We start from the raw sequence: 23446 nt of genomic DNA, 5'->3' as shown, positions 1-23446 counted from the left end.
TGGGCTGCTGTGGGCATATGTTCCTCGCTTACGGTTGAAGACAAGCGAACTGTGCCACAAAATGAAAATTTAGACAATTTCGTGACTACACTGCCTAATCCCTTTTTGTATCAGGTCTATTTGATTTCCGCGAATTGGTGCAATCGTAATGACGTACGCTGGTATCGTCTTAATCCCTTTTTGTATCAGGTCTATTTGATTTTGCCTATCTGAAGCATCTGTATCTCTGCACCATGCAGTCGTCTTAATCCCTTTTTGTATCAGGTCTATTTGATTACCTTATCCAGAGACTGCATCATGGTGGTGTGCTGATAGTCTTAATCCCTTTTTGTATCAGGTCTATTTGATTTTTTGGTTCGGGTGAGCCTTGGTAGAAAAATCAAGGAGTCTTAATCCCTTTTTGTATCAGGTCTATTTGATTTGTTGATCAGATCAGTGAGTGTAGCTTCAGGGAGTATCGTCTTAATCCCTTTTTGTATCAGGTCTATTTGATTTCTTTATACCCGTATTTTGAATGGCAACGCGTTCCGGGTCTTAATCCCTTTTTGTATCAGGTCTATTTGATTTGTTACCAGCCCACAATCACACGGCATCCACACGCGCAACGTCTTAATCCCTTTTTGTATCAGGTCTATTTGATTTCCCGCACCTCCTCCGGCGGTAGCGGGCGTAGCTTTTGGCGCACTGTTTCGCGAGGTTTTCCCTTGTGTGGACCGTTTTACAGGATAATCGGACATATTTTTCCCCAACGTACGGAAAAAACAGAAAAAATTGTCTGCGCGACCTTTTTCGGCGCATCCGTTGCAAATATCAATACAATCAGCATGATAGCATCGTTCACAAGAAGCCCGCAGGAAGGTCGCGCACAAATGTCTACTCCCCAAGAATTTCCTTGATTTTTTTCACTTTTTTAGTTTGCTTGGGGGACAATTGCTTTCCCTGCCATTTGCCAATACGGCTCCAGTATGCTTTCAATGCCTCCGCCGCCTGGATCTGAAGCTCGGGCGTCATGCCATCAAGCTTTCCAAAAAGCGCGCTGCTTTGTATTTCTGTTGCCTCGGGAAAGGCGAGTTCCGCGATGGTCCGCTCCATCGGCGAAAGAGAAGACAATTCTGCCTCGCGTTGGGCAGCCTCCTGCGCGCGCTGGCGTTCTTCAGCCTCTCTCTGCTCTTGCGCTGCGGAAATCGCGGCGGCTTTTTGGCGCTGCTGCTCCATCTCTGCGCGCAGGGCAGCTTCATGTCCGGCACGGGCTTGCAGCCGTTCCTGCCGTGTGGTGATGATATTTTGTTCCACACTGGCAACTCCTTCAATGTATTCCTTTTTTCGACACATGTGCACAATGACCCAGCCAAACGGCAGCAGCCCGTCCGCCAGTGTGCGTGTTGTGCCGAAGCCCATACGGCACTGCGGCTTGTTGTTGGTGATGGTGACACTTTCCACATGCGAATACCGACCCACCCGCAGCAGGACCTCCTGTGCGCCCAGGTTTTCAATGCGCTCCCGTACCGGAGCCAGAGCTTTGCGCACTGCGGAAAAATGCCCAAGACTGTAAAATTTCTCCCACTCACTACGAAACCGCTCACGATAAAAGGCATTGCACAATTTCGCTATGTGGTTCCAAAGCAGCAAAGATTGTCCGGGCAGTTCCACTGCCGGGCTGCTGCTGCGGCAATCCAGGCGCAAATTGCCGTACAATGGTAGCCCCCCTGCAACAGGAGGAACAGAAGGAGTAAGGGCTTCACAGGGAGTTTTGGGGGTTGCGGTTTTCTCCGGCTTCAGGCTCATTTCTCTTGCAGCGTAAATGCGTGTGCCCTCATGGGGGATGGCGATGTCCGCCACCTTGAGGGCTTGCATGGCATGGTTGCTGATAGGGCCAAAGAACTTTTCCATAAGCTCCCGGTAATTCTCCCTGCGCAGTTTTTCCGCACTGGCTTTGTTCAGGTAGTCCACAATCGGGGTACTGATGGCTCCCTTGAGGGAGGAACCTGGCAGAATGGCCGTACTGGTCACAGGATTGCGCGCAAAGGGCATGATTTCAGCCTTGCTGCGACTGTTGACATTACGGATACGCTGCTGAAGCTCTTTTGCCAATACCGGTGAGGCAATGGGCAGGCGCGCCAGCGAATACAGTTTTTCATTCAGGTATTCCGCCATCAAACGGCGCAAGAGCAGCATATCGCCATCGCACAGGGCTGTGTTCACATCGGGCTTTTGCACAGCTAGCAACCATGCGGCGGAATCCACCATGTGCAGCGCATATTCGCCATTCTCCTCGCGGATGACGTATTCCAGAGGAGAAAGGTCTTCGCCGGAACCGACGAACACGGGAGTGAGCACCTCCAGCCGGAAAGGCAGAAAACCGTTGGCTGTCCAGCAACGGGGCCGGAGGGAGGCGTTGACGCCCGCGGCATCTTTTTGGGGGGGCGTGTGGGGATGGGTCATGTTATCCCTCCTCGCGTATGCTGCAGGGCAGGGTCAGCGGATGTGTTATCTGGACAATGGCCGGGTTGGAGTGGATATTTTCCAGCACATATGGTCCTTGCGGCAAGGTGCGCAGCACACTGCCTTCCTGCAACAGCAGAACCGGGCTTTTGAAAGGGCTGAATGGCCCGGGGCCGAGCTTGCCGCGTTTGATCTCCACAGTGTACCAGCCGCTCGTTCCGGCCATGTCCGGCGCGGCGCAGACAGAAAGCAGCAATGCGCTTTCCCCTGTACATTCCACTGCAGGGAGGTCGTCCCTGTCCACCGCAAAGCGCCCCTTGCCAACTGCGGCATCCTTGCCAAAACCCATGTCCCCCACCAGGCGCAACAGTGCCAGCAAACGCTCCGGATCGTTGGTGCGTGCATACAGGTGCAAGGCAGCATCAGTGGCAAACCACACAAAGTTGCTGAAGAACAGACCTCCTTCCAGAGCGCCGCCCCCGCTTCTGCTGACAGTCACATGCGGTTCCACGCCCGGGACAGACAAAGGCGCGCCGTCGCCATCCTCCGGTTGCATGCAGTGCCAGGCAAATATGCTGCGGATAGAAAGCGCGCCAGCATGCTCCGTCCAGAGTTTTGTGGGCAGGTATGCCCTTTTGCGAAATTTCTTGTATGCCCGCAGGGCTACAGCTAGAGGCAGCGTATTGCCCGTAGCGTCCCTGAAAGCCCCCTCTTCAACCCACTGGCGAAAGAGAGCGCGCGGCGCTGGGGGCAGGCGGGGTGCAAAAATCGTTTCTGCCGGCATGGCGGAAGACAGGATAAAGGGAGGCGTGCCCGCGCGAAATGCCGCAATAACGTCACGGCAGGCCGCATCGCCCTCCTGCTCGGCAATGCGCCAGAGCACAAGACCGTACAGCGTATCGCTGCGCAGCGGCGTTCCCCAGGGAGAGAGCGGGCGCAGGATATATCGGTGGAGACTCATGGGACCTCCGGCTAAAAAGCTGTGATGGCGGCCAGATCCACACTCTTGCCGTCGATGGCAAGGTCCTCGAAAACCACCTGCCCGCAACCGCGCGAGGAGCACCCGCCCAAGGCATCCAGTTCCACAAGTTTCAGGCCCTTGAAAATCCAGTTCTCCAGCGAGGGATCATCCCCTTCGTAAACTTTGAGGGCAATGTTCAGGTCAAAGCAGATACCGGCGGGCACACGCTCCAGAGGCCGGGGGTTTTCTGCCACGCCCGTGACCCGGTGGATGGAGTTTTCGCTTTTGATCTCCATGGGCAGGTTGCCGTTTTTGAACAGCTCATCATCTTCACGGGAGAGATAGGCATCGCGCACCAGCATGCGCGTGGGGCCGAGGTCGGCATCGCACTGCATCGGTGCCTTGTGCGCGCCAAAAAGAGCGCACACCGGGCAGGAGCGGTGCCCGCAGTCGCAGGGCCTACCCTTCAGCACAGCGTTGCGCGTTTCTTCATTTCTGCCCATGAACACAGCGGTTTCCAGCAGGGAGCGCATTTTGCCCTTGAGCGAGGAGCCGGGGATATACGGGGCATTGCTCAAGGGATCCTTGACCACAGGCTGGTCAAGCCCGCCAATTTCCACAGTGTCTTTGCCCGCCCCGATATGCAGGCCGGAACGCAGGCGGATTTTTCCCGTAATGGTGCGAATGGAGCAAAGCATCATGATTTTGTCTCCTTGTCCTGTCTGTCCGTATTCAGGCGCGGTAGCTGAAGCCGACGACTGCCTCGAAGTGCAGCAGAAAAGCCTTGAAGCCCCTGGCGTCATTAACGCTGTCCACATGCTGCCACAACCAGTTGCGAAACTCCGGGGGCACAACCCTGCGCTCATGTGCGTAGAATGATTTTGCCTTGAGCAGTTTGAAGACAGGCGCTATGCGGGCGAAGGCAAGGTCATCGCCCCCTCCGGCCAACCATTGGCGTTCCAGCGTCTTGACGTCCCCATAAAATTTGCGGATCTGGGAAGATTTGATCGCGTTGCGGCCCTGAGAAAACGATTCTGCAGCCTCTCGTGCCTTTTCATCCACCCAGGCGGGGTCAAGATTTTCATTTTTGTAATACTCCACCATGTTGTCCTCCTATCCGGAAATACGGGTACGATACAAAGCCCAGCTGATGCTCAACTCGGCACGAGGAAAATTCTCCTTGTCCTGCCCCAGGGCTTTCAGTTTTTTCATATCTTCGGGGTCAATCTTTTTTTCATCACAGTTGCGCGCCATGTCATAGGCCAGATGCGAAAGGTAGAGTCCCTTGCGTATCTGGCCATTCGCAAAGTCGCGGCAGTCACGGGCATATCCCAGCAGGCGGCGTACAAAGCCTTGTGTCACATGGCCTTTCAGGCACAGTTCTTCCAGCCAGTCACCGCGCTTCAACTGGGAGTGAAACTCGGGCCAGGAGGCGGAAACGCCAAAGAGTGTCGCGGCATTTTTTTCGGGCATGGCCTTGGATTTCTCCAGAGCTTTTTCCGCTTCTTCGCGTATTGTGCGCACAGGCAGGCGCGGCCTGACGACGGCCAGCCCGGCAGACAGCGTTATCGCCGGATTGTTGCCGGAAAAGGCGCTGAAATCCTCTTGCAGGCGGGCAGCAAAACGCACGGTCTCGGCCCATGGCCCCAGTACAAAAAGATCGTCCCCGCCGGCAAAGACCACATAGATATCCGGAAAATCCCTTTCAATGACGTGCATGAGGTGTGAGGCGAAAAAATGGTTCAGCATGCGAGCCAGCATGGCGAAACGCGACAGGGAAAAACGGCTTTCCTCCCCTACGCCGAAGCCCGCGCCGAACAGCAGCCCAAGATTGTCCACATCCGCCTTGCAGGCCGCAAGGCAGGCAACGGACCGCCATGTCTCTCCCTCTGTGCATGGCGCGATGCGGGCCTCCTCTGCCAGGACGGCAAATGTTTTGGGCGTGCCTTCGCGGCAAGGCTCTCCGGCCAGAACGGGCATGCCTTCCTCCTCCCTCAGTCGCCCTTCTTTCTGCCAGCGCGACAGGTCTGCCCGGCTCACCACAGGCACAAATCCGGCCACCGGTACTGCGGAAAAAGCCGTGCGGTCGCGCATGGAAACAATATCCAGGGCGTCACCGGACTGCGGTCTCTCTTTTTCCAGCCGCACACAAAGACCCCCAAAAAGAGGCAGGCCGCCGGAGCAACGGTCAAACACCAGGAAGCGCGCTTCGGGCAGTTGGCGTCCTATCCTGACCAGATGCCGACATTGTGGACAAGCCGCCACATTCTCATCGCCCTTCTCCGGCCCGGACGCCGGGCAGGCATGACAGAGAGCGCACTCTCCAAGCTTGCGATATTCCTCATGGTTCACAGGAAGCACCGGAGAAACACGATCCCGGAACAGAGTCCGGAAAGGATGCAGCTTCGCTTGCTCCAGAGCATCATGAAAGCGTTCGAAGCAGCCGACAAAGCGCTCCCTCTTCAGATCATCAGGCCGCAGAGGCAGACGGGCAAAGTTCATAACAACCCGTCCCTGAAAGTCCTCCAGCAACCAGTGCTGCACTTCATCTTCAAGTGTGTCCAGGGTGCGATGCACCGGCTCCGTATCCGGCAGAAGCAGAATAAAGCGCCCACCTGCATCCATGATCTTTGCAACGGCGGAAAGCTGGAGGCGCTCGAGCAATATCAGCCATACCGAACGGGTAAGGGCCTGCAACAAAAATGAACGTGCGCGCAACAATTTGCCCGCCCCCTTGTCTGCCTGCCCCCCAACACCGAAAATGAATTTCTGGATGCCGGAAATGTCCGCGCCAAAGAGCAAAAAACGCTCTTCATTTGCAGGGCAGGCAAGCAGGGCCTGGGTGATTGCCGCAGTGGTCACAGAGTGGTCAAACAATGAAATATCGGCACGAGTTCCGTATGTGGATGAAGGAACGCACCAGGTAAAGCGTTCCAGCACTGTGACCAGCGAGTGCAGATAATGCCGGCTCCCCATACGCAACGGAATGGCCTCAAGGGCCGCACAAAAATCTTCATGGAGTTTTGCATAGGAGTTTTTGCTGCCCGTTTGTTCTGCAGAAAGAGGAAAGATGGGGCAATCTGCGGCATCCAGAGCACTCAGCCTGTAGCGCCGCGTTTTTTCCCCAGACTCCGGGGTGCTGCCGTCCAGCCGTACGGAACTGAAAACAGACTCCAGGCGCGCGGACTTGTAGTCGCCCCCGGCAACACCTTCCATACGATCCCCGCCGGAGGAAAGGCAGTCTGCCAAGTGCAGCATTCTTTCTTCCCGTGAGTCCGCATCTGGCCGGTGGTGCGCAGCGGCCATGCGTGCCAGCTTCCCGCGCAAGGCTTCCATCTCTGGTGGCAGAGGCAGCACATGCTCGATAAAATAATCTGTATACAGGACATGGCGATGGGTACTGCCGTGAGGGCAATATTCCTGATCCATGCCCTGACTGGTCGGTGCCCCGGCACGTTGGGCCAATTTGCCCACGTCATGCAGCAGTGCCGCAAACACGGCAAGATCCTTTTTCATGCAGCCCTCCTTGATCTGAACCGTTTTTCCCGGATCCATGCCGACAGTCGGCTGGAAATGCACCAGCCCTTCACGCACAATCATCCTGTTTTTGCGCTGTTCGGGAGCAGCGTGGTGCGGACCCGCAACCCGCAAAACAGTGCGGCAAAAGCCATGCGGGGATTATGGCATCCCGTGCTGCACCGCCAGATGCCCCAGCCCGAAGCTGGTCTGCTTGCCGATATGAACCCGGCACGCAAAATCCAGATATTCCGAAAAAACGGAAACAGGCCCGGCATAGCGTATCCGCCCGACCAAACCTCCCAGTTTCATCACCGTATTTTGCCTACCTGAATAGCGTGTCCAGTCCTGCCATGTCAAAAAATTTTCCGCAATGTGTATGCACTCAGCCGCGCGCTTCATGAAAGAAAATTCCTCTCCGGGCAGGTGAAAAATCGTTTTTTCCAGAGCGGACAACCCCTTGCTGCGGCGAAGGATCAGATGCAGCAACTGCGAAAAAGGCAATGCTGCGGCCAGATGATTTTTTTGTTTGAAACGCAACGGGGTCAGTAAAAACAGATCAAAAAAACCGTTTTCTGCTGTTGGCCGCAGGGCAGGAAAGTCCAGACTTTCCGGGGAAAGCGCATGCAGGCGCTCCGCCTGCGCATCATACACGGAAATATCATTCTGGAGTACATCGACAACATGAAACTGCCCTTGCCTGCCTTCCACATCACGAACTCTGCCACGCTGCCCGGCCAGAGAGAACGCGTGGACAAAGTAAGGGAGATATTCCACGGCAAACGAAAACAGTTTGAGGGTAAATGCAAACCTCTCACCGGGGAGATATCGGCATTTTTTGTCCCGTGGAGGTTCAATGCAGAAGGGCGGTGGCGTCATGGGAGCCATGCCGTCACCTGCGGGCGTGGCGGCTGCCACAAACAGGCGTGGAAAAACACAGGTGGCGGAGAGCATGCACTGGGAGCATTCGGCTTTCTGCGTCATGCATACGGCACGCCGCAGGCTGCTCCCCAGCATCCCCCGCAGCATGGAGCCCGCATACGCAGGAAAATTTCCCGCAGTCTGCATCTGACACACGAATTTGACCGAGGCATACTTCATCAGAATACCGCCCGAACAATGCAGTATGAGGCAGGAAGGCGTGTGCAGAATACCCCATGCAGCCATATGTTTTCAAGAAGGCCGCATGCAAAAAAAAGAACCATGGTTCCGGATCCCTGCGGATTGACAGCGGCGCTGCCGGAAGGCAAAAATCGCATGTTGCGCAACATGCAAACATCCAACCCGCGAGGCCCGCATGCGCATTCTTGTTTTGCACGGCGTCAATCTGAATATGCTCGGCAGGCGCAACCCTGCGCACTACGGCACGGAGAGTCTGGCGGACATTGACCGCAGCCTGGCGGAACTGGGGCATGAATTGGGCGTTGACGTGGAGCCCTTTCAGACCAACCACGAGGGCGAAATGGTGGAGCGCATCCACCGCGTTCTGGACGAGGATGTGGCCGCGGTGGTCATCAATGCCGGAGCCTGGACCCACGACAGCCATGCTCTGGCCGATGCCCTGGAACTTCTGCATGTGCCTGTGGTGGAAGTGCATCTGTCCAACATTCATGCGCGGGAGGATTTTCGGCGCACGTCCCTGCTGGCCCCTGTCTGCGCGGGCAGCATCTGCGGTTTCGGCGTGCAGAGCTATCTGCTGGGCCTGCGCGCTGCCCACGGTCTGGCCCGGAACAGCTGTGCCTGAACCTCGCCGGAACCGCCGCTGTTTTTTCGCATTGTGAAGAAGCGCAAGCCCCGGCGAGGTGTCATTGGCCCGAACCCGAGCAGCCCGGCCCAAAGATGCGGCTGCGCCCGCCGCTTTGCGGCATAATCCGGATCTGCGTGGGTATTTGCTCCGTCAGGGCGGGGACGTGTGAAATGACGCCAATGACCTTGCCGTCCTGCCGCAGCCCGGCAAGCGTTTGCAGGGCCGTGTCCAGAGCGTCTTCGTCCAGCGTGCCGAAGCCTTCGTCCAGAAAAAGCGAATCCACCCGCACGTTGTTGCCTGCCATGCGGCAGAGCCCCAGAGCCAGGGCAAGGCTGACCACAAAGCTCTCGCCGCCCGAAAGGTTTTTGGTGGAGCGCACTTCCCCGCCCTGATAATTGTCCATGATCTCAAGTTCCAGCGGCAGGGTGGGGTGGTGGAGCAGGATGTAGCGGTCGGTAAGCTCGCGCAACTGCTCGTTGGCGTGGGCAATCATCCATGCGAACGTCAGCCCCTGCACAAAATTGCAGTACTTCTTGCCGTCGGCCGAACCCACAAGTTCGTGCAGCCTGTTCCAGCGAGCGCATTCCTTTTTCTGGGCATCCACTGCCGCCAGCTTTTCCGCGCGCGCCGCGCGCGCCGCCGTGTTTTCCTCCAATCTGAGCTTTACAGCGGCAACAGCGGCGGTCAAGGCGTTCAGCTTTTCCCTGTTTGCGGCATGCCGCGCTTCCAGATCTTCCAGGCTGTCTTCTGTCAGTTTTTTTTCTTCCTCTACGCGCAGGCGCTGGAGACGATCTTCTTTTCTGGCGCGCAGGGCCAAGGCACGCGCGTCCAGGCTGCGTGCCGTTTCTTCCAGCTTGTGCCGCGCGTCCAGGGGCAGGCGGGCTTCCAGAAAATCTTTTTCCTCCGCAAATTCCGCCCCGGTAAGGGCCGTAACAAAGGCCGCCTGCAGCCGCTCCAGTTCCCGCGCCCGCAGGGCCATGCTTTCCTGCAGGGCGCTGACCCGGCTTGTGACGGCATGCACGGTTTTTTCGCGTTCGGCATGGGCGGCGCGGGCCTGTTTTTCCGCCCTGTCCGCCGCGTCCACAGCCTCCTGCAAGCGCCGCTCCTCGGCATCAGGGTCTTTTGCCCCGCAGAGAAGGGCGCGTTGGGCACGGAAGCCCGCAAGCTCCTCCTTGCCGGTGCGCAGGCGCGCGCACTTTTTTTTCAGGGCGGAAAACCGGTTTTCCAGAACGGCGGTCAGCCGTTTGTCCTCGCTTTCCAGGCCGGCGATCTGCTGCTCCACCGCATCCTTGCGTCCTGTGCCGGTCTGCCATGCTTCAAGACGCCGCGCCAGTTCCGCCGACAAACGTGCAATGTCCGCTGGCAGGGTCTCAAGGCCAAGGGGGCGCAATTTTTCCGCCACGGACTGCTGCCGCAGGGCAAGCGCGTTCTGAAGGCCGGACAGATTTTCCGTAAGGAGCGCGAGCATCTTTTCGGCGTGGGCCGCGTCCTGTCGTGCGGACTCCTGCCGTCTTTCCGCTCTTTCCCGGGCCTTTCGGGCTTCGTCCCGCTCCTTTTCCCGCAGCGCTGCAAGGCCTTCAAGCTCTTCCGCCCTGCGAATCAGGCTGCTCAAGGCTTCTATTTTCTGCTCTGCGGCATCGGGCGAGGGCACATTGCCCTGTGCATAGGGGTGTTGCTCCGCGCCGCACAAGGGGCAGGGTTTACCGTCTTCCAGCCTGGCCCTGTGCCCGGCCAGAGCCGCGACATTTCTGAAAGCTGCCAACTGGCGCAGCAGGACGTCCTTTTCGTTGCGGTATTCCTGTACGGAACGCTGCCGGAGCACAGCCTCCAGCGCAGCCCTTTCCCGGGCCAGATTTTCCTCCGCAGCCTGCGCTTTTTGTCCGCAGTCAAGGGCTTTGCGCCCGATGTCGGCCAGAGCGGCTGCGGCCTGCTGCACGTCCGCGGCGGCCTTGCGCCTCTCGGCCTCCTTGCGGGCAAGCTCCGCCCGTGCGGCGGCCAGTTCTTTCAGTTGTTCTTCCACACCAGCCAAACCGCCCACCAGCCATTGGTCGGCGGCATGTTCCGCAAGGTATGCGGCAATCTGCCCGCGCTTGTGCAGCGCGGCGTTCAAGCTTTTCCGCGTTTTGGCTCTCTCCCGTCTGTCAGCGGCAATAGCGCGCCCGTCCAAGCGACAATCTCCCCGCAACGCATCAAGATCTTTGGCGCTCGCGGCGATTTTCTGGTCAATGGCCCGCGCCTGCCGCCACACAGGGGCTGCGGCGTCCCGCTCCTGCCTGCGGAGCAGGCTTGCCCGCGCGGCATCCTCCGCCCGCCCCGCCTCTTCCTGCAGCAGCAATTCCTGCTCCGGCAGGCTGTGGCGTACCGCGACCAGGGCATTTTCTTCTTTTTTCTGCTCCTGACGCACGGCTGCCAGCGCCTCATAGCTGCCGTCCAGAGCCGCAGCCCGGACAGCGTGGGCAAGCCGTTGCCGTTCCGGCGCAAAGAGGAGAAATTCTTTTTCCAGAGCAGCTTCCTGCCCGGTGAGGGCTGCCATATCCTTTGCCAGATCGCGGATTCCGACGCGCCAGTCCACAAGCTTCCGGATATGGAGGCTCTCTGCCTCGCATGCCGCGGCTTCCTGCTCCTTGCGCGCCATGTCCAGCATGTGTTCCTGCTCTTCTTCCCGACTCAGGACGCGCACTCCGCCCAGAGCGGCTTCGCACTCCTTCAGTTTTTCCTGTTCCTGCGCACGGAGCTCGTGCACCTTGACGGAGATGGCGCTGTAGATTTCCGTGCCTGTGATCTGCTCCAGTATGGGCGAACGCTCTCCGGCCCCGGCCTGAAGAAAGGCCGCAAACGCCCCTTGCGCCAGCAGCATGGAGCGGGTGAAGCGGTCAAAATTCATGCCTGTAGCGTCTTCAACCTGCTCCGCCACCCCCCTGATGCCCGATTCAAAAACCGCACCCGACACGGCATCGGAAATTTCGTGCTTCGGGGCCTGAAGTTCCCCGTCCGCCTTTTTGCGGGCCCGGCGCTGGCTCCAGTGGCAGCGCCAGCGCCCTTTCTGTGTTTCAAAAACCACTTCGGCAAAGCATTCGCCGGTTCCGCGGGACATGATTTCGTTTTCTGCCCGGCTGATTCTGGACAGGCGGGGCGTGCGCCCGAAAAGGGCCAGACATATGGCGTCGAGAACGGTTGTTTTGCCTGCGCCGGTGGGGCCGGTAATGGCAAAAATGCCGTCCGCGACAAAGGCGGGATGGGTGAAGTCAATGTGCCATTCGCCGACCAGAGAATTCAGGTTCTGAAAGCGTATATGCAGTATTTTCATACCCTGTCTCCGCTATGCGGCTGCGGATCGTCCAGTGCCGCGAGAGCCTCGCCGTAGGTTCGCAGCAGTTCCGCATGCTGTTCTTTCGGCACGTTGTGGGCGCGGAGGCAGCGCCGGAACACATCGGTGACGCTCAGATCGTCAAGGGTTTCTCCGGGATGGACGCTGTGCAGGGCAGCCTGGCGGGCGTTCAGGTTGTCTGTCCGGCAGACGCGCAGATTACTGCCGCTCACGGCGGCATCCACCTGACGGCCCAGGTCGCCCATGACGGCATGCCCCGTATAGACGATTTCGAGCCAGACCGGAGAGCCGGCTTCTTTCAGTTCGCCGATGCGGCGGGCAATGTGCTCCCAGTCACCCCTGATGCGTTCAAGGTGCCGGAAAACAGGCACAGGGAGCAGTCTGACGCGCACCGGGGTGTCGTGCGCAACTTCCACCAGACAGACGCTCTTTTGCTGCCCGGCCTCGCCAAAGCCCATGGGCAGGGGAGAACCGCTGTATCTGATGTGTTCGTGCCCGCCCACAGTCTGCGGCAGGTGCAGATGCCCCAGGGCCAGATAGTCGAAAGATTTGGGAAAAATGCTGGCGGACACATGCAGCAGGCTCCCCACATAGAGTTCGCGCACGCCGTCACCCTCAACGGTTTTGCCGCCAGCGGCAAAAAGGTGACCTGTGCCCACGATGGGCAGCCTGCCGCCCGCTTCCGCAGCCAGTTCTTCGCGCCGCCGCACAGCCAGGGCCGCCACCCGCTCATAGTGGGCGCGTATGCCCTGAACCAGCTTGCGCTCCTTGTCGTCAACGCTTTCCCCGGCCTCGACAGTACGGATATCCCTGTCGCGCAGGTAGGGCACGGCGCAGACGATCAGTTCGGGCGCATTGCGCGTATTGCGCAGCACAAGCACCTCGTCCTCCGGGCTGCCCGCGCTGCCCGTCACATGGATGGACAGTGACCTGAGCAAATCTCCGGGCGCGGCAAGAAAGGAAGGGGAATCGTGATTGCCCGCAACCACGACCACATGGCGGCAGCACGTTGCCGTCATGCGGGCCAGAAACGTGAAATACATCTGCTGATCACGGTTGCCCGGCGTGCCGGAATCAAAAATGTCTCCGGTCACCAGCAGCACATCAACGCGTTCGTTGCACACAGTTGCCGTCAGCCAGTCCAGAAAGGCCTCAAACTCCGCATGCCGCTTCTGCCCCAGAAGGGCGCGCCCGAGATGCCAGTCCGATGTGTGGAGAATTTTCATGGGCTCCCTGTAGCCGGATTTTTTCGCGGCCTGTTTTTGCCTTTGCGCCGTGCCGCGCGCTCGGCATGTGCTGCCCTGCCTTTGCCGGTGGCGGGCATGTGTTGTCATTCCGGCTCGTTTGGGCCATGCTGTTTGGGACGAAAAGTTTGGGCCGGGTTGTCCGGAAACATTTTTCTGCCGTGGAGCATGACCAAACCTGTAACGCAAGGAACAAATATGCAAAACACCATGATCAGAGCAGTTCTCTGCCTGAGCCTGCTTCTGCATCCGGCAGTGGCCGGACAGGCATGGGCCGAAGAGGAGCTTGCGCCCGGATCTGACACCTGCCTGGAAAAAGCAGAAGATACGGCCAGCGTCATTCAATGCTTTGGCGCTGCCCATAAATATTGGGACAAGCTGCTCAACACCAACTATTCCGCAGTGCTGGCCAACTGCGAATCCGGTCCGGACCCCGAAGTCTGCCGCACCCATGTGCGTACAGCCCAGCGGCACTGGATCCAATACCGGGATGCCATGTCTTCAGCCATTGCAGAAATGGACGGCGGCGGCAGCCTCAGGCGTCAGTGGGCCGCCGGTTTTCTGGCCAGAGAAACAAAAAAGCAGGCGCAGCTTCTGGATCCGGAAAGATAAATCGTGTGATCCCTGCCCATACTGTCGGGTCCGGCAAGGCGGGGCTGACAGTATGGGCAAGGGGGTTGCGCTCCCGCATGCCCGGCCTTCAATACATTGCCGTGAAGGCGAAATTCCCCGCTACGGCTTTGCGCTCATTCCGGTCAGGAGAGGCACAGTGGCGGGTTCGCGTCCTCAAAGTCTGCCTGTCTGATACCACTGTCGTGCTGCTTTGCATATCCCCCCCAAAGTGCCGCGCTTTTTGCAGCGGGAGGCAGAAAGGCCGAAATGGGGCAAAAAGCGTCATCTCATTGCCTACAGCTTCGCCCGGTGGGGGCGATAAGAATTGTGTGCAAAAAGGCAGTGCCTTCGTAGGCCGCTTCGTGCAATACCCTGTGCCTGCACAGGGCGCTTTGCCTTGACCGGAAGGGAGAGTTTCACGCTTTCGATGAAATCCGTGCTTCAACTATATGAAATTCAAAACAAATTTTTTGAAAAATCATCATAAAGGTGAATGCCTCGAAAAAACCATGCATTCCACCACGGAAGTAGGGAACGCCATTCGCGGAAATCCAGGAAAGCGTCAACAAAAATATGCAACAGGTGGATCTGACAGTGGTGGATATTGAGGCAGCAACGAACTTTGCCTCCAAGTCCGGAGAAGTGTTGTCGGAAATTCTGCATCTGGCGGACGAAACCGTCATGCAGGTCAGTTCCATTGCCACGGCGAGCGAGGAGCAGTCTGCCAGTACAGAACAGATCAACAATTCTGTCCAGAATATCAAGGCCATTGCCGTGGCAACCTCCGCAAGCATGCGGGAAGCGTCAAAGATTGTTGCGGACATGGCGCGTCAGGCAACCGCTCTGAAGCATATTGTGGATAACCTGAAAAAGGCATGACAGCAAAAAACAGTGGAGGCGGGCGTCCCCGCCTCCACGCGCACACCCAGAGTGCAGCAGGCAAAACGGGCAGAGAGGAAGCCATAGTGTTTTTTGCGCACAGCATTGAGGGGTGCCCGCCCGAAAAATGGCACCTCCTGCGCGAGCATCTCATGACCACAGCACATGCCGCTGAAAATTTTGCTCTTGTTTTTGGCGGCGGGCAGTGGGCTTTTTTGTGCGGCCTGCTGCACGATCTCGGCAAGTATTCTTTGGCTTTTCAGGAGCGATTGCGCGGAGGAAGACGGGTTGACCACTCCCTTGCCGGTGCTCTTGAGGGGATCCGTTTTCTGGAGCAGAGGTCTGCCGGCATATTCTCCAATATCCTTGCGCACGTCATTTCCGGCCACCACACAGGGCTTGCAGACGGTGTTGCCGGAGAAACGGGCGGGGCAAGCCTGAGCGCGCGATTGCGCGCAAGGGACGCTGTTCCGGACTATTCTGCCTGGGAGCAGGAAATCACTTTGCCCCGGAATGCTCCCCCCTTTCCCGACTTTCCCCGGAAGAGCATCGAGGATATGTCCTTCAGCCTGTGCTTCTGGACGCGTATGCTGTACTCCTGCCTTGTGGATGCGGATTTTCTGGATACAGAAGCTGCCATGGCTCCGGAAAAAGCTTCCCGACGTGGGGGATACCCTGCTCTTGCCGTACTGCACAAGGCTTTTGACCGCTTCATGGCACAAAAGGCCGCCGGGGCCGCACCGGGCAATGTCAGTCGGCAGCGGGCAGCGGTATTGGCGGCCTGCCGCGAGGCGGCCCTGCGGGATCAGGGCCTGTTTTCCCTCACCGTGCCCACAGGTGGTGGAAAAACCCTGTCTTCTCTTGCCTTTGCCTTGAAGCATGCAGCCAGGCATTCCCTGCGCCGCATCATTTATGTCATCCCCTATACGAGCATCATTGAGCAGACTGCCGATGTTTTTCGCGAGGCATTGGGTGCGGAACTCGCCCATGCTGTTGTTGAGCATCATTCCGGTGCAGAAGAAAAAATCGCGAAAACGGCGGAAGAAGCCGACCAGAGGGAAGGCATCCATACCCTGGCCTTTGATAACTGGGATGCTCCGCTCATTGTCACAACAGCCGTGCAATTTTTCGAATCCCTATTCGGAGCCCGCGCATCCCGTTGCCGCAAGCTCCACAATATTGCCGGAAGCGTTATTGTGCTTGACGAGGCCCAGACGCTGCCCACGCCCCTTTTTCGCCCCTGCCTTGCGGCCATTCGGGAGTTGAGTGAGGTGTACAAGGCCTCTGTTGTGCTGTGCACCGCCACCCAGCCCGTTGTGGGCACCACCCCCTGGAACAGGGATGGTCTTGAAAACGTGCGGGAAATCATGCCTGACCCGCCCGCGCTGTTTCGTTCTCTGGAGCGGGTGCTGACAGAGCACCTCGGCGCGCTGGATATGCCCGCGTTGGCGCAGCACCTTTGCGGGCACGAGCGCGCCCTGTGCATCGTCAACACGCGGGCGCAGGCCCGTGACCTCTGCCAGCTGCTCCGGAGCATTGCACCGGAAGGGATGACGCTGTTTCACCTGAGCACCTGGATGTGCCCGGCCCACCGCAGGGCCGTGCTGGGGCGTATACGGGCCATGCTGCATGCCCCGGACGCCCCGCCCCTGCTGGTGGTGTCAACCTCGCTGGTAGAAGCCGGGGTTGATCTGGATTTCCCTGTTGTCTGCCGCGCCATTGCGGGAGTGGACTCCATTGCCCAGGCTGCCGGGCGCTGCAATCGTGAGGGGCGACGGGACAAAGGGCATGTTTATGTTTTCAGCCTTCCCGACCCCTTGCGCGGCGAGATGGACCGCCGCAGAGGAGCAACGGAGGCCGTGCTGCGCGAAGGTTTGCCGCTGCTTTCTCCCGAGGCCGTGAAACGGTATTTTGAGGAACTGCATTCCACGGCCGGAGCAGAAGGGTTGGATGCCCCCGGCATTCTGCGGCAGGTGCAGGAGCACGCGCCTCGAGGATTGTTTCCCTTCCGCAGTGTGGAGAGGGATTTCCGTTTTATCGAAAATCGTGAAACGCCTCTGCTTATCCCCTATAACACTGAAGCGTGCGAGGCTCTGGATGCCTTGCGCGCGGGCAGAGCAGACCGCTCCCTGTACCGGAGTCTGCAGCAATGGAGTGTGGGCGTTCCGGAGAGAATTTTGCCCCTTTTGGGAAAAAGCGTGGCAGCCGTGGGTTTTTCCGGCGCGCACCGTGTGCTGGTCAACACGGATCTGTATGACGGTCTGGAAGGGCAGGACGCTGACCCGCGCATGCCCGCTCTGGGGCTGAGTGTGCGTGATCCCACCTTTCGCACGGTGGAAGGTCTGATTTTGTAGGAAAAGGCCACAACGCAAGAAGTGTCCTCCAAAGGGCATGTTCGTTCGGCATATCATTTTTAGTGTATGTTTTTGAATGTTATTTTTTTATAGATATATTTCATTATTGACAGCAAGTGGGTTGTGTGAAAAAAAATTCCCAAAGGCAAGAGGAGAGAATTGACGGTTTTTCTTGCTGTGTCTTGCGGCACGGCTTGGTCGCTTGAGATTCGAGCGTGGATAGAAACAGTGTTTGTGTTTTGCGTTGTTTTTTATGGTTCAAAAAATATTGAAGGGGCGCGTGCCGCGTGAGGGAGGCTTCGTGCGGTGCGGGTGGGAAACGGATGCTGCCAGAATGCTGCCAGAATGCTGTCAGGAGGGGGGCAATGTATGGGGTGCGTCTGAAGATATTCGGTGATTACGCGTGCTTTACCCGTCAGGCTCTCAAGGGGGAGAGAATGTCCGGAAGTATTCCAACTCCGTCCGCCGTGCGGGGGATTCTGGAAGCCATTGCGTGGAAGCCCGCCATAGCCTGGCAGGTGGACGCCGTGCATGTCATGAAGCCGGTGCGCTTCACGAACATCCGCCGTAACGAACTGGGCGGAAAAATCCCTGTCAGGAGCATTCATGATGTCATGAAAAAGGGCGGCTCTCTGGCAACGTTCATTGAAAGTGACAGGCAGCAGCGGGCCTCTCTGGTGCTTGCGGATGTGGAGTACTATGTGGAGGCGCACTTTGTTCTCACGGACAGGGCCGGGCCTGGCGACTCTCCCGGCAAGTATCTGGATATTTTTACCCGCCGTCTGCGCAAGGGGCAGGTGTACCATCGGCCCTACCTGGGGTGCCGGGAGTTTCCCGCCTTTGTGGCTCCTGCGGAGCACATTCCGGCATCGCCTCTTGCCGACAGCCCCGAGGGTAACCGGGATCTCGGCTGGATGCTCTATGACCTCGACTACCGCAACGGCTACGCGCCCATGTTCTTCCGGGCCAAGTTGGAGAAGGGAGTCATGCGCGTTCCCGCCCCTGACTCCCCGGAGGTGCGCCGATGATTCTTCAGGCCCTGTACAGTTATTACCAGCGCCTGTCCGAGCGAAATGATCCGGATATTGCACCTGAAGGTTTTGCCCCGCAGGCAGTGGGGTTTGCCCTGCAACTTGACGAACAGGGGAGCCTGCTGGACGTGCTTGACTTGCGCGAACCTGCGTCCAGGGGGAACAAGCTCCTGCCACGCAGAATGGTCGTGCCTTCTCTCGGCAAAGCCCGGACATCGGGCATAGAGCCGAATTTTCTCTGGGACGGGCCCGACTATGTGCTTGGTCGCAGCGTCAAGGACAATCCGGAGCGTACTGCCCGGTGCCGGGAGTCTTTTTGCCGCCTCCATGAAGAGTTGCTGGAATCTGTGGAGGTTCCGGAGACTTTTTCCCTGCTGCGCTTTTTGCGTAGCCCGCCTGCGCATGATCCGCGCATAGAGGAAAAATGGGAAGAAATGGCTGCAACCAATCTGGTTTTTCGTGTCGGGCACCGCTATCTGCACGACATCCCCGCCCTGCGGTCGGTCTGGCTCACCAAACTGCGGCATGCCGAAAACACTGTCACGGGCATTTGCCTGGTGACAGGGGAGCGGACCGTCATCGCGGATCTGCATCCTCTTATCAAGGGCGTAGCCGGGGCGAAGTCGAGTGGAGCCGCGCTCAGCGCGTACAATCAGGACTCCTTCACGTCTTTTGGTAAAAAACAGAACTTCAACGCCCCGGTGGGCAAATCCGCTGCCTTCGGTTACACCACGGCACTCAGCTACCTGCTGAACCGTCCGGCGCAGCGTTTGCGCCTTGGAGCGGCCAGTGTTGTCTGCTGGGCCGAGCGCGATACGCCTCTGGAAAGCAATCTTCTGGCTTTTTTGGGGGCCTGGAATGCAGACCAGGCGAGCGGGCCGGATACCGCATCAGCGCAGGAGCGGGCCGCCGTGCTGCGCCGTTTGGGAAAAGGTCTGCCCGTGACGGAGGCATGGCCGGAGCTTGACCCCGGAGTGCACATGTATGTGCTGGCCCTGAAACCCAATGCCGCGCGGCTGTCTGTGAATTTTTTTCTGCAGGGGACAGCCGGGGAGTTTCTGGAACATGTCAGAAGCTGGTATCGCGATCTCGCCATAGAACGGCGCTTTGATGACGATCCGGATTTTCCTTCGGTATGGCAGATTGCGCGGGCCGTGCTGGGGGAGCACAAGGAAGTGGAAGACATTCAGCGGGTTGGCGACGAGTTGATCGGGAGTATCCTGTCCGGTCGCGCTTGCCCTGCCTATTTTTTGCCTCTGTGCCTGCAACGCATGCGGGCCGTCAATGTTGTCAGTTCCGTGCATGCCGGACTGATCAAGGCCATGCTTGTCAGAAATTATGCTCATCAGGAGGATCTTATGTCCCTGAATACCGAACATCCGCGCCCGGCCTATCATCTCGGGCGGCTTTTTGCCCTGCTTTGGGGCTTGCAGCGCAAGGCCATCGGCTCCGGCATCAACGCCGACATCCGCGCCAGATATTATGGCTCGGCCTCGGCCACCCCGGCCATGGTTTTTCCACTGCTTTTGCGCAACGCCCAAAACCATATCGGCAAGGCCAAGGCAAGCGGCTATGACATGTTGATCCGGGATGTGCTGGAGCGTATCGACAACGAGTTTCCCGCCCACCTCGACCTGCAGGATCAGGGACTTTTCGCGCTGGGCTATTATCACCAGCGGGCAGCACGGGCCGCCACGCCCGAGGACAGTGATGACACCACGCCCGTGCCCGCCACACAACAGCAATAACCGGAAGGAGCCTGCCATGAACGCCATTCAGAACCGCCATGATTTCGTCCTGTTTTTTGACGTGGAAAACGGCAATCCCAACGGCGACCCGGATGCCGGCAATATGCCCCGCGTTGATCCGGAAACCGGATACGGCATCGTCACCGACGTTTGCCTCAAACGCAAGGTGCGCAACTTTGTGGATCTGAACCCGCCCAAAGTTCAAGAGTCTGATGGTGCGGCATATCATATCTATGTGAAAGAAAAAGCTATTTTGAATCAGCAGCACGATCTTGCCTACAAGGCCCTGAGTCTTGATCCGGCCAAAGACAAGATAAAGGCCGGGGATGTGGATTTGGCGCGAACCTGGATGTGCAAAAACTTTTACGATGTGCGCACGTTCGGCGCGGTCATGAGTACCGGCACCAATTGCGGGCAGGTTCGCGGCCCGGTACAGATTGCTTTTGCCAAAAGTTGCCATCCGGTAGTCCCGCGTGAAGTCAGCATTACCCGCATGGCCGTGACTACGGAAAAAGAAGCCGATGCGCAAAAAGGCGACAACCGCACCATGGGCAACAAATTCATCATTCCCTATGCCCTTTACCGCGTTCACGGCTTTGTTTCTGCTCCTTTGGCGCAACGAACCGGGTTTTCCCAGAAAGATCTGAACCTGTTCTGGGATGCGCTATGCAATCTGTTCGAGCATGACCGTTCGGCAAGCAGGGGAGAAATGGCTGCCCGCAAACTTTTTGTCTTTACGCATGCGGAAGCGTTGGGCAATGCTCCGGCCCACACGCTTTTTGAACGCATCAGTGTCCAGCGGGCGGGCGATGCCAGCCAACCTCCCCGCGAATTCACCGACTATACGATAACAGTGGACAGGCAGAATATGCCTGCCGGTGTAAGCTTGGAGGAAAAACTGTAAAAAATGTTCATAGCTGCAAAAAGGGGCTGGCGGCCCAGTGTGGCCGCTGGCCGTGCAGGCGATGCTGTGCCGGGACGCGCCTGGAACGTCGCCTGAATCGCAAATTTTCCAGACAGGGAGACAGGCATGTATTCCGAAGCCGACTTTATCCCTCTTTCGGCCTTGCAGCACTACCTCTACTGCCCCCGGCAGTGTGCGCTGATCCATCTGGAGGATATCTGGACGGAAAATGCGTACACCGCCGAAGGGCAGTTGCTGCACGAGAGGGCGGACAGCGGCATGGCCGAGACGCGCGGCAACGTGAAAACCGTCACCGGCCTTTTGCTGCGTTCAGCGCATCTCGGATTGAGCGGCAAGGCGGATATGGTGGAATTTTATAGGCACGAAGGCGCATGGTCGCCCTATCCGGTGGAATACAAACGGGGTCGCCCCAAAAAGCACAATGCGGATCGGGTACAGTTGTGCGCGCAGGGCATGTGCCTGGAGGAGATGCTCAGGGTCACGATTCCGGAAGGAGCGCTCTTTTACGGAAAAACCCGACGCAGGCAGACAGTGCTGTTTTCTGAAGAATTGCGTGATGAAGTCTGCAAAGCGGCTCTGGCCGTGCATGAATTGCTGCGCCTGCGGGCAACACCGCCGCCGGTTGACGATGATCGTTGCGCTGCCTGCTCTCTTTTTGCGGAGTGCCTGCCCAAGAGCACGGGCAAGCGCAAATTCGCGTTACGCTATGTTGAATCCTTGCGGGAGTCGGCGTGAAGCAGTATCTCAATACGCTCTATATCACAACGCAGGAAAGCTATCTCGCCAAGGACGGAGAATGTGTTGCCGTGCATCAGGGCGGAACCCTCAAGGGGAAAATCCCCTTGCATACCTTGGGCGGGCTTGTTCTTTTTGGTCAGATTTCGTGCAGTCCTTTTTTGCTCGGGCACTGTGCGGAAAACAGGGTTACTGTTTCCTGGCTGACGGAAAACGGTCGTTTTCTCGCCTCCATGCACGGCCCGACACACGGCAACGTCCTCCTGCGGCGCGAGCAATACCGCATGGCCGACAACCCCGAAGCTGCGGCCAATATCGCGCGTTCCCTTGCCATAGGGAAAATAGCCAACTGCCGCACTGTTCTCTTGCGCACGGCTCGCGAGCGGCCGCATCCCGAACTTGACGCCGCCTGCGCCCGCCTGGCCTCCGGTATGGCGCGGCTGCAAGCAGGCTTGCCGCTTGATGTGGTGCGGGGCATTGAAGGCGAAGCCGCTCACGCCTATTTCAGTGCATTCCCTCTGCTCATAACCAATGCTGACCCGGCATTCCGGTTTTCAGGACGCAACAGACGCCCTCCCCTTGATGCGGTCAACTGCCTGCTCTCATTTTTGTATACGTTGCTTGCCCACGATATTTGCAGTTCTCTGGAAACATGCGGTCTGGATCCGGCAGTGGGTTTCCTGCACCGTGACCGGCCGGGGCGGCCAAGTCTGGCTCTGGACATGATGGAAGAATTTCGGCCTTATCTGGCCGACAGGCTTGCCTGCACCCTTGTCAACCGGGGTCAGGTCAAACCAAAAGGCTTCAGGAAAACGGAGTCAGGAGCGGTAGTGATGGATGAGCCTACCCGTAAGGATGTGATTGTGGCTTGGCAGGAGCGCAAGCGGGAGGAGGTGGAGCATCCATTTTTGCGGGAGCGCATGCCCATAGGGCTTGTGCTGTACACTCAAGGCCGCTTGCTTGCCCGGCACGTGCGGGGCGAATTGGAAGCCTATCCGCCCTTTGTCATACGGTGACGCCATGATGGTCTTGATCAGCTATGACGTAAACACGCAAGATCCCGCAGGCAGAAAGCGGTTGCGCCAAATTGCCAGGCATTGCGAGAGCTGGGGGCAACGTGTGCAGTTTTCGGTATTTGAATGCCTGGTGGATCCGGCCCAGTGGACTGCATTGCGTGCGAAACTGACAGCCTGCATGGATGAACAAAAAGACAGTCTGCGTTTTTACTATCTGGGAGCAAACTGGAAAAAACGGGTGGAACATCTTGGGGCCAAGGCAGCCTATGATCCAGAAGGGCCGCTTATTCTGTGACAATGCCTTGGTCAGATATGGCTTGCGGGCACCTCAAGCACACGTGTTTTCCCCGGTAGGTGCCCGAAGGTTGTATCTCTTTGATTGCATTCATACAATTTTGATGTTGAGGAGATGCGAGTGTGATTGTAGGCGCTGGAACGGCGTATTCTCGAAAACCAGTATGCAACACTGCGTTATCAAAAAGAAAACAGAGATAACAGTCGCTCCCTCACGGGAGCGTGGATTGAAACGCATATGGCAACAATGACAGACACCAGGGCTGCCGTCGCTCCCTCACGGGAGCGTGGATTGAAACTCATTTGGCAATATACAAGTCTACATCAGACACTGTCGCTCCCTCACGGGAGCGTGGATTGAAACTGTCGAGCCGCTGGTGGGCAGGGAATTTTTCCGGAGTCGCTCCCTCACGGGAGCGTGGGGGAGCGGTTCACGCCAGGCCCCGGCACAGCCGGGGCCTGGCGTATGTGCGGTTTGGGGTGCATTTCATCTGAAGTGTCGTGCAAGCCAGCCAAAATCAAAACCACCCGCATAGCGGGTGGTTTGCTCAAGCCCTATAAGGGCATATTACCGGCCAGCGCCTAAATGACGCTGGCTTTCACTTCGTTCAAGC

18 protein-coding genes and 1 CRISPR repeat array are annotated in these 23446 nt (G+C 57.9%); of the genes, 10 read left to right on the top strand and 8 right to left on the bottom strand.

Features of this window, described 5'->3' with window-relative positions:
• Positions 1–91 precede the first annotated feature (91 nt).
• Positions 92–642: a CRISPR direct-repeat array (repeat unit 36 nt; unit sequence GTCTTAATCCCTTTTTGTATCAGGTCTATTTGATTT).
• Positions 643–873: 231 nt separating this feature from the next.
• The 6 genes from EII23_RS10280 to cas6 all read right to left on the bottom strand — a co-directional run bounded on the left by EII23_RS10280 (position 874) and on the right by cas6 (position 8086).
• Positions 874–2442: an RAMP superfamily CRISPR-associated protein gene (locus tag EII23_RS10280; protein ID WP_124793284.1), complete on the bottom strand. Its 1569-nt coding sequence runs from the start codon at positions 2440–2442 to the stop codon at positions 874–876.
• Position 2443: 1 nt separating this feature from the next.
• Complete coding sequence (csm4, locus tag EII23_RS10275) at positions 2444–3403, bottom strand: type III-A CRISPR-associated RAMP protein Csm4 (RefSeq protein ID WP_124793283.1); 960 nt, start codon at positions 3401–3403, stop codon at positions 2444–2446.
• 11 nt (positions 3404–3414) lie between these two features.
• The gene (gene csm3, locus EII23_RS10270) at positions 3415–4104 is read right to left on the bottom strand and encodes a type III-A CRISPR-associated RAMP protein Csm3 (protein WP_185702363.1); all 690 of its coding nucleotides are present in this window, start codon (positions 4102–4104) and stop codon (positions 3415–3417) included.
• Between the two features lie 31 nt (positions 4105–4135).
• Positions 4136–4507 (bottom strand): type III-A CRISPR-associated protein Csm2, encoded by a 372-nt coding sequence (csm2, locus tag EII23_RS10265; RefSeq protein ID WP_124793281.1) that lies wholly within the window; start codon positions 4505–4507, stop codon positions 4136–4138.
• Positions 4508–4516: 9 nt separating this feature from the next.
• Complete coding sequence (gene cas10 / locus EII23_RS10260; protein WP_185702362.1) at positions 4517–6919, bottom strand: type III-A CRISPR-associated protein Cas10/Csm1; 2403 nt, start codon at positions 6917–6919, stop codon at positions 4517–4519.
• 162 nt (positions 6920–7081) lie between these two features.
• Positions 7082–8086 (bottom strand): CRISPR system precrRNA processing endoribonuclease RAMP protein Cas6, encoded by a 1005-nt coding sequence (gene cas6, locus EII23_RS10255; RefSeq protein ID WP_124793279.1) that lies wholly within the window; start codon positions 8084–8086, stop codon positions 7082–7084.
• A 130-nt stretch (positions 8087–8216) separates the two neighbouring features.
• Here cas6 and aroQ point away from each other — a divergent pair, with 130 nt between their 5' ends.
• Positions 8217–8663: a type II 3-dehydroquinate dehydratase gene (aroQ, locus tag EII23_RS10250; RefSeq protein ID WP_124793278.1), complete on the top strand. Its 447-nt coding sequence runs from the start codon at positions 8217–8219 to the stop codon at positions 8661–8663.
• A gap of 61 nt (positions 8664–8724) precedes the next feature.
• Here aroQ and EII23_RS10245 read toward each other — a convergent pair whose 3' ends face one another.
• Entirely contained in the window at positions 8725–11973 is a 3249-nt protein-coding gene (locus EII23_RS10245; RefSeq protein WP_124793277.1) for an AAA family ATPase, read from the bottom strand.
• On the bottom strand, positions 11970–13220 hold the full coding sequence (locus EII23_RS10240) for an exonuclease SbcCD subunit D C-terminal domain-containing protein (RefSeq protein WP_124793276.1): 1251 nt from the start codon (positions 13218–13220) through the stop codon (positions 11970–11972). Before EII23_RS10240 ends, EII23_RS10245 begins: the two co-directional genes overlap by 4 nt.
• 216 nt (positions 13221–13436) lie before the next feature.
• Here EII23_RS10240 and EII23_RS12950 point away from each other — a divergent pair, with 216 nt between their 5' ends.
• From EII23_RS12950 to cas2, 9 genes are all read left to right on the top strand, one after another.
• Positions 13437–13850, top strand: a complete 414-nt coding sequence (locus EII23_RS12950) for a lysozyme inhibitor LprI family protein (RefSeq protein WP_185702361.1) — start codon at positions 13437–13439, stop codon at positions 13848–13850.
• 573 nt (positions 13851–14423) lie between these two features.
• The gene (locus EII23_RS10230; protein ID WP_124793274.1) at positions 14424–14729 is read left to right on the top strand and encodes a hypothetical protein; all 306 of its coding nucleotides are present in this window, start codon (positions 14424–14426) and stop codon (positions 14727–14729) included.
• Positions 14726–17083, top strand: coding sequence for a CRISPR-associated helicase Cas3' (gene cas3, locus EII23_RS10225; RefSeq protein ID WP_124793273.1), 2358 nt, complete (start codon positions 14726–14728; stop codon positions 17081–17083). Before EII23_RS10230 ends, cas3 begins: the two co-directional genes overlap by 4 nt.
• Before the next feature lie 365 nt (positions 17084–17448).
• A complete protein-coding gene (gene cas5c / locus EII23_RS10220) occupies positions 17449–18111 on the top strand; it encodes a type I-C CRISPR-associated protein Cas5c (protein WP_124793272.1) in 663 nt (220 codons plus the stop codon).
• Positions 18108–19862 (top strand): type I-C CRISPR-associated protein Cas8c/Csd1, encoded by a 1755-nt coding sequence (cas8c, locus tag EII23_RS10215; RefSeq protein ID WP_124793271.1) that lies wholly within the window; start codon positions 18108–18110, stop codon positions 19860–19862. Before cas5c ends, cas8c begins: the two co-directional genes overlap by 4 nt.
• A 16-nt stretch (positions 19863–19878) precedes the next feature.
• Positions 19879–20766, top strand: a complete 888-nt coding sequence (gene cas7c / locus EII23_RS10210; protein ID WP_124793270.1) for a type I-C CRISPR-associated protein Cas7/Csd2 — start codon at positions 19879–19881, stop codon at positions 20764–20766.
• Between the two features lie 126 nt (positions 20767–20892).
• Positions 20893–21522, top strand: a complete 630-nt coding sequence (gene cas4, locus EII23_RS10205; protein ID WP_124793269.1) for a CRISPR-associated protein Cas4 — start codon at positions 20893–20895, stop codon at positions 21520–21522.
• A complete protein-coding gene (cas1c, locus tag EII23_RS10200) occupies positions 21519–22538 on the top strand; it encodes a type I-C CRISPR-associated endonuclease Cas1c (RefSeq protein WP_124793268.1) in 1020 nt (339 codons plus the stop codon). Before cas4 ends, cas1c begins: the two co-directional genes overlap by 4 nt.
• A 4-nt stretch (positions 22539–22542) precedes the next feature.
• Positions 22543–22833, top strand: a complete 291-nt coding sequence (gene cas2, locus EII23_RS10195; protein ID WP_124793267.1) for a CRISPR-associated endonuclease Cas2 — start codon at positions 22543–22545, stop codon at positions 22831–22833.
• Positions 22834–23446 lie beyond the last annotated feature (613 nt).

The sequence above is a fragment of the Desulfovibrio sp. OH1186_COT-070 genome (assembly GCF_003860215.1).
Taxonomy (GTDB): domain Bacteria; phylum Desulfobacterota; class Desulfovibrionia; order Desulfovibrionales; family Desulfovibrionaceae; genus Desulfovibrio.
Note: the sequence above shows the minus strand (reverse complement) of the source record. Positions and strands in the feature narration are given on the sequence as shown.